The organism is Rhodococcus sp. 14-2470-1b (genome assembly GCF_002259415.1).
Classification (GTDB): Bacteria; Actinomycetota; Actinomycetes; order Mycobacteriales; family Mycobacteriaceae; genus Rhodococcoides.
Genome location: NZ_NPFY01000018.1, coordinates 20,622 through 27,190 on the forward strand (window position 1 = coordinate 20,622; position 6,569 = coordinate 27,190).

Consider the following 6,569-nt stretch of genomic DNA (forward strand, 5'->3'; position numbering starts at 1 on the left):
CTGTGTTGCTCGCAGTCGACGTTCGCAATACCTCGACGACGCTCGGATTGTTCAGCGGAAGCGGCGATCACGCGACGCTGCACCGAGATTGGCGGGTGCGGACCGACGCCAACGTCACCGCCGACGAGCTCGCTCTGATGCTTCGTGGGCTGATCGGACCCGATGCCGACCAGATCACTGGAGTGTCGGCGTTGTCGACCGTGCCCTCGGTGCTGCGCGAGACACGCACGATGCTGGCCAGGTACTGGAAACATGTGCCGCACGTGGTGGTGGAACCCGGTGTGCGAACGGGAGTTCCGCTGTTGGTCGACAATCCCAAAGAGGTGGGTGCGGACCGTATCGTGAACACGCTCGCCGCGCACGATCTGTACGGGAGTGCCTGCATCGTGGTGGATTTCGGAACCACGACGTGCGTCGACGTCGTTTCGGCCAAGGGCGAGTTCCTCGGTGGTGCCATCGCGCCGGGTCTCGAGATCTCGACAGCGGCGATGTCGTCACGTTCCGCGGCGTTGCGTGAGGTGGAGTTGCTGCGACCGCGCTCCGTCGTCGGCAAGAACACCGTTGAATGTATGCAGGCCGGCGCGGTCTTCGGGTTCGCGGGCCTGGTCGACGGCCTGGTGAACCGGGTCCGGCGCGAACTGCCGGAGTTCGGGGGCAAGGAGGTCGCCGTCATCGGGACGGGGGAGAGTGCCCCGCTGATCATGGCGGAGAGCGCGTCCGTCGAGCACCACGAGCCGGATCTGACGCTCGAGGGACTGCGTTTGGTGTTCGAGCGAAATCTGGCGAAAAGACGGACCCGCTAGCGCAACTGGAATGGTTGTGTAAGAATCGTCGTCGTGATGATGTGCATGGGACCCCAGGAGTGTTGTCGAGGCTGACCGCTGCCTCGTTCAATTACCAATCCTGGAGAAGTTTCCATGCTTTCCACACCTGTCTTTTCTGGATCTGTGTCATCCACCTCTGCGCCCAACTTGACGCTGCCTACGCGGTTGCGCCCCCATGACCTGCTGCGCATCACCGATCAGGGTGCGTCCGATGTCCTGGAGGGACGCTTCGATCACCTGCTTCCTGCTGGTGGCATCTGGCCCACCGGTGAGCGCTGGTCGACGCGGTTGCACGCCGACGACGACGTGGACGTCTGGCTGATCAGTTGGGTGCCGGACCGCTCGACCGAGCTGCACGATCACGCCGGATCGCTCGGTGCGCTCACCGTGCTCAGCGGATCGCTCGTCGAATACCGTTGGGCTGGAGACGGACTGAAGCGTCGCCGTCTCGACGCCGGGGATCAGGCGTCCTTCCCGCTCGGGTGGGTTCACGATGTGATGCGCGCACCCGCATCGATCACAGGGCAGGAGCGGAGCTTGCGGAGTGACCCGATCACCGGGCAGGAGCGGAGCCTGCGGAGTGACTCGATGACTCCTCACCCGACACTGAGTGTCCATGCCTACTCACCGCCGCTGACCGCGATGTCCTACTACGAAGTGACCGACAGATCGGCACTCCGAAGAACCCGTACCGAGCTGACCGACGAGCCCGAAGGACCTTCGAAATGAGCAAGACCGTCGTCCAGATGCTCGACGAAGCACGAACTCGAATCGATCGGATGACCGTCTTCGAACTGCGTGACGCGGTCGAACGCGGCGCGATCGTCGTCGACATCCGTCCGCAGGCCCAACGTGCCGTCGAAGGGACGCTGCCCGGGGCGCTGGCCATCGAACGCAACGTGCTCGAGTGGCGTCTGGACCCCACCAGCGACGCTCGGTTGGTCGCGGCCGTGGATCACGACGTCGAGTGGATCGTGATCTGCTCGGAGGGGTACACGTCCTCGCTGGCTGCGGCGTCGCTGCAGGAGCTGGGGTTGCACAAGGCGACCGACCTCGTCGGCGGCTACCAAGCGCTCCAGTCAGCCGGATTGCTCGGTGTTCTGACGAAGGCGCGGCACTGCGTCCGTGAGGCCGAAGCCGTCACGGCGCACTGATTCTGTCTTTGTCGCACGCGCCGGATAAAGTGTGCTTCCGTGACTGACGCAGCTTCCCCCACCGCCGCCGTTCCCGAATCGTCGGACGCCCAAGAGCTGTCGGACACTCCGGAGCAGCTTCGGATTCGTCGTGCCAAGCGGGACCGTCTGCTCGAGCAGGGGCAAGAGGCGTATCCCGTGTCCGTGGACCGCACGCATTCGCTGCTGGAGATCAGGGAGCAATTCCCGAGCCTCGATGCCGATACCGCGACGGGCGAGTTGGTCGGCGTCGCCGGTCGCGTCATCTTCGTCCGCAACACAGGGAAACTGTGTTTTGCGACGCTGCAGGAGGGCGACGGCACCCAGCTCCAGGCGATGATCAGCCTCGCGGGAGTCGGGGAGGACGCGCTGGCTGCGTGGAAGTCGGACGTCGATCTCGGTGACTTCGTGTTCGTGCACGGTGAGGTCATCTCCAGTCGTCGCGGCGAGCTCAGTGTCATGGCCGACAAGTGGCAGATCGCGTCGAAGGCGTTGCGTCCGTTGCCGGTTGCGCACAAGGAGCTGAACGAGGAAACGCGGATCCGTCAGCGTTACCTCGATCTGATCACCCGTCCGGAAGCTCGTGAGGTCGCGCGCAAGCGCATCGCCGTCGTGCGTGAGCTCCGTAATGCGCTCGAACGCCGCGGGTTCCTCGAAGTCGAGACTCCGATGCTGCAGACGCTGCACGGCGGAGCGGCAGCACGTCCGTTCGTCACGCACTCCAACGCGCTGGACACGGACCTCTACCTGAGGATCGCGCCGGAGCTGTTCCTGAAGCGCTGTGTCGTCGGAGGTATCGAGAAGGTTTTCGAGATCAACCGCAACTTCCGTAACGAGGGCGCGGACTCGTCGCACTCTCCGGAATTCGCGATGCTGGAGACCTACGAGGCCTACGGAACCTACGACGATTCGGCCCGGATGACGCGTGAGCTGATCCAGGAAGTTGCGCAGGCCGCACTCGGTACCCAGATCGTTCTGCTCCCCGACGGCTCCACGTACGACCTGAGTGGCGAGTGGACGACGCTCGAGATGTATCCGTCGCTCTCGGAGGCCATCGGCGTCACCGTCACCCCGGACACGACCGTCGACGAGCTGCTCGGTCTCGCCGCGAAGGTCGGCCTCGAGGTTCCGCGTAAGGACGGCAAGCCCATTTACGGCCACGGAAAGCTCGTGGAGGAGCTGTGGGAGCACCAGGTCGGCGACGGCCTGTCCGCGCCCACGTTCGTTCGTGATTTTCCGGTGGAGACGTCGCCGTTGACTCGCCAGCACCGGAGCAAGCCGGGTGTCACCGAGAAGTGGGACCTCTATGTCCGCGGGTTCGAACTGGCTACCGGATACTCCGAGCTCGTCGACCCGGTCATTCAGCGTGAGCGTTTCGAGGACCAGGCCCGCCAGGCCGCAGCCGGCGACGACGAAGCGATGGTGCTCGACGAGGACTTCCTTGCGGCGATGGAGCAGGGTATGCCGCCCACTACGGGCACGGGCATGGGAATCGACCGGCTCCTGATGGCGCTCACCGGCCTCGGCATTCGGGAGACCATCCTCTTCCCCATCGTGAAACCGCAGGCCTGAGTCCCTCGGCTGTTCGCCAGCAGCGGACAGAGAATCGGAAACGAATACGCATCGGCCCGCGTTAAGAACTGTAAGCAGGCACTTCAGTCACCCACAGCAACGCCGAGCGTTGATCCAAGGGGACCGAGGGTCGGCGAGTGAACGACCGGCCAACTACAGTGAGGCTGGAGGCGTGGACGTTCCAGTTGTCGGCGTCGAGCGCCTCCGATGCCGAGCGACCCCGTGTTACTAGATACTGTGGTGCTAGAAGACCTGGTGGGAAGTGCTACCTCCCACCGAGAAGTGAGGGAGAGCGATGTTCGAGAGGTTCACCGATCGCGCGCGGCGTGTTGTCGTCCTGGCTCAAGAAGAAGCCCGGATGCTCAACCACAACTACATCGGCACGGAGCACATCCTGCTCGGGCTCATCCACGAGGGTGAGGGCGTAGCGGCGAAGTCTCTGGAGTCGTTGGGTATCTCCCTTGAAGGAGTCCGCAGCCAGGTCGAGGAAATCATCGGTCAGGGCCAGCAGGCTCCGTCCGGTCATATTCCGTTCACCCCGCGCGCCAAGAAAGTCCTCGAGCTCAGCCTGCGTGAGGCTCTGCAGCTCGGTCACAACTACATCGGTACCGAGCACATTCTGCTCGGACTGATCCGCGAGGGTGAAGGCGTCGCCGCCCAGGTTCTGGTCAAGCTCGGTGCCGACCTCAACCGTGTGCGTCAGCAGGTCATCCAGCTACTGTCCGGTTACCAGGGCAAGGAGCCGTCGGAGTCCGGAAGCAGCCGTGGCGAGGCCGGTACGCCGTCCACGTCGCTGGTGCTCGACCAATTCGGTCGTAACCTGACCCAGGCCGCACTCGAAGGCAAGCTCGACCCGGTCATCGGTCGCGCGAAGGAAATCGAGCGCGTCATGCAGGTCCTCAGCCGCCGTACCAAGAACAACCCTGTTCTGATCGGTGAGCCCGGTGTCGGTAAGACCGCCGTCGTCGAGGGTCTCGCGCAGGCCATCGTCAACGGCGAGGTCCCCGAAACCCTGAAGGACAAGCAGCTCTACACCCTCGACCTCGGCTCGCTGGTCGCAGGCAGCCGTTACCGCGGTGACTTCGAGGAGCGCCTGAAGAAGGTTCTCAAGGAGATCAACACACGCGGCGACATCATCTTGTTCATCGACGAGCTGCACACGCTCGTCGGTGCAGGTGCCGCCGAGGGCGCTATCGACGCGGCCTCCATCCTCAAGCCCAAGCTTGCTCGTGGCGAGCTGCAGACCATCGGTGCGACCACCCTCGACGAGTACCGCAAGTACATCGAGAAGGATGCCGCCCTCGAGCGTCGTTTCCAGCCGGTCCAGGTCGGCGAGCCCACGGTCGAGCACACCATCGAGATCCTCAAGGGCCTGCGCGATCGTTACGAGGCACACCACCGTGTCTCCATCACCGACGGTGCACTCGTGGCGGCAGCAACCCTGGCGGACCGGTACATCAACGACCGGTTCCTGCCGGACAAGGCAATCGACCTCATCGACGAAGCGGGCGCGCGGATGCGCATCCGCCGGATGACCGCGCCGCCAGACCTGCGCGAGTTCGACGACAAGATCGCCGACGCGCGTCGCGAGAAGGAATCCGCCATCGACGCGCAGGACTTCGAGAAGGCCGCGAACCTGCGTGACAAGGAAAAGCAGCTGGTTCAGCAGCGTGCCGAGCGCGAGAAGCAGTGGCGCTCCGGTGACCTCGACGTCATCGCCGAGGTCGACGACGAGCAGATCGCCGAGGTCCTCGGAAACTGGACCGGTATCCCTGTCTTCAAGCTCACCGAGGAGGAGACCACTCGTCTGCTCCGCATGGAGGACGAGCTGCACAAGCGGATCATCGGGCAGGTCGAGGCCGTCAAGGCTGTTTCCAAGGCCATCCGTCGTACGCGTGCGGGTCTGAAGGACCCCAAGCGTCCGTCCGGCTCGTTCATCTTCGCCGGTCCGTCCGGTGTCGGTAAGACCGAACTGTCGAAGGCACTGGCGAACTTCCTGTTCGGCGAGGACGACGCGCTCATCCAGATCGACATGGGCGAGTTCCACGACCGCTTCACCGCGTCGCGGCTCTTCGGTGCTCCTCCCGGATACGTCGGCTACGAAGAGGGCGGCCAGCTCACCGAGAAGGTTCGCCGCAAGCCGTTCTCCGTCGTGCTGTTCGACGAGATCGAGAAGGCACACCAGGAGATCTACAACACCCTCCTGCAGGTGCTGGAAGACGGTCGTCTCACCGACGGCCAGGGACGTACGGTCGACTTCAAGAACACCGTGCTGATCTTCACCTCGAACCTCGGTACCTCGGACATCTCGAAGGCAGTCGGCCTCGGCTTCTCCTCGGGTGAAGGCACCGGATCGAACTACGAGCGCATGAAGCTCAAGGTCAACGACGAGCTGAAGAAGCACTTCCGCCCGGAGTTCCTGAACCGTATCGATGACATCGTCGTGTTCCACCAGCTCACCAAGGACGAGATCATCCAGATGGTCGATCTCATGCTCAACCGTGTCGAAGGTGCGCTCAAGAACAAGGACATGGCCATCGAGGTCACCGAGAAGGCGAAGTCCCTGCTCGCCAAGCGCGGATTCGATCCGGTTCTGGGTGCGCGGCCGCTGCGTCGCACCATCCAGCGCGAGATCGAGGATCAGCTGTCGGAGAAGATCCTCTTCGGCGAGATCGAGCCCGGGCAGATCGTCCTGGTCGACGTGGAGAACTGGGACGGCGAAGGCGCAGGCGAGGACGCGAAGTTCACGTTCCGCGGCGAGAAGAAGGCCATCACTGTTCCCGACGAGGTTCCGGTCGACCTGGCCAAGGCCGCGGGCGACGACGACTAGTCTTTCCGCTACGACACACGGGCCGCACTCCTACCCAGGAGTGCGGCCCGTGTGCTGTCTGTCCGCTGCCTCGCGGGGGTGCGATCACGTCGGGCGGCCGGCATGAATGGCACATGCCAATGCACTGGACGGTTGCCATGTGACATCGATGCCGGGGGGTGGGCCGGGGGT

At 63.9% G+C, this 6,569-nt stretch carries 5 protein-coding genes; all 5 read left to right on the top strand.

Annotated features, from left to right (window positions below; translation table 11 throughout):
- Positions 1-2: 2 nt before the first annotated feature.
- The 5 genes from CH293_RS14210 (at position 3) to CH293_RS14230 (ending at position 6,398) form a co-directional block, all read left to right on the top strand.
- A complete protein-coding gene (locus CH293_RS14210; protein ID WP_037112428.1) occupies positions 3-803 on the top strand; it encodes a type III pantothenate kinase in 801 nt (266 codons plus the stop codon).
- Positions 804-917: 114 nt separating this feature from the next.
- Positions 918-1,553, top strand: a complete 636-nt coding sequence (locus CH293_RS14215) for a cysteine dioxygenase (RefSeq protein WP_094720585.1) — start codon at positions 918-920, stop codon at positions 1,551-1,553.
- Positions 1,550-1,978, top strand: coding sequence for a rhodanese-like domain-containing protein (locus CH293_RS14220; protein WP_037112423.1), 429 nt, complete (start codon positions 1,550-1,552; stop codon positions 1,976-1,978). Before CH293_RS14215 ends, CH293_RS14220 begins: the two co-directional genes overlap by 4 nt.
- Positions 1,979-2,017: 39 nt before the next feature.
- Positions 2,018-3,568, top strand: a complete 1,551-nt coding sequence (gene lysS, locus CH293_RS14225) for a lysine--tRNA ligase (RefSeq protein WP_037112422.1) — start codon at positions 2,018-2,020, stop codon at positions 3,566-3,568.
- A 295-nt stretch (positions 3,569-3,863) separates the two neighbouring features.
- Positions 3,864-6,398 carry an ATP-dependent Clp protease ATP-binding subunit gene (locus CH293_RS14230; RefSeq protein ID WP_037112420.1) on the top strand — a complete coding sequence of 845 codons (2,535 nt, stop codon included), beginning with the start codon at positions 3,864-3,866 and terminating at the stop codon, positions 6,396-6,398.
- Positions 6,399-6,569 lie beyond the last annotated feature (171 nt).

Excerpts from the sequence above, each read along its gene's own strand:
- CH293_RS14230 (WP_037112420.1), top strand. The coding sequence starts at position 3,864 with ATGTTCGAGAGGTTCACCGATCGCGCGCGGCGTGTTGTCGTCCTGGCT.
- CH293_RS14220 (WP_037112423.1), top strand. The coding sequence starts at position 1,550 with ATGAGCAAGACCGTCGTCCAGATGCTCGACGAAGCACGAACTCGAATC.
- CH293_RS14215 (WP_094720585.1), top strand. The coding sequence starts at position 918 with ATGCTTTCCACACCTGTCTTTTCTGGATCTGTGTCATCCACCTCTGCG.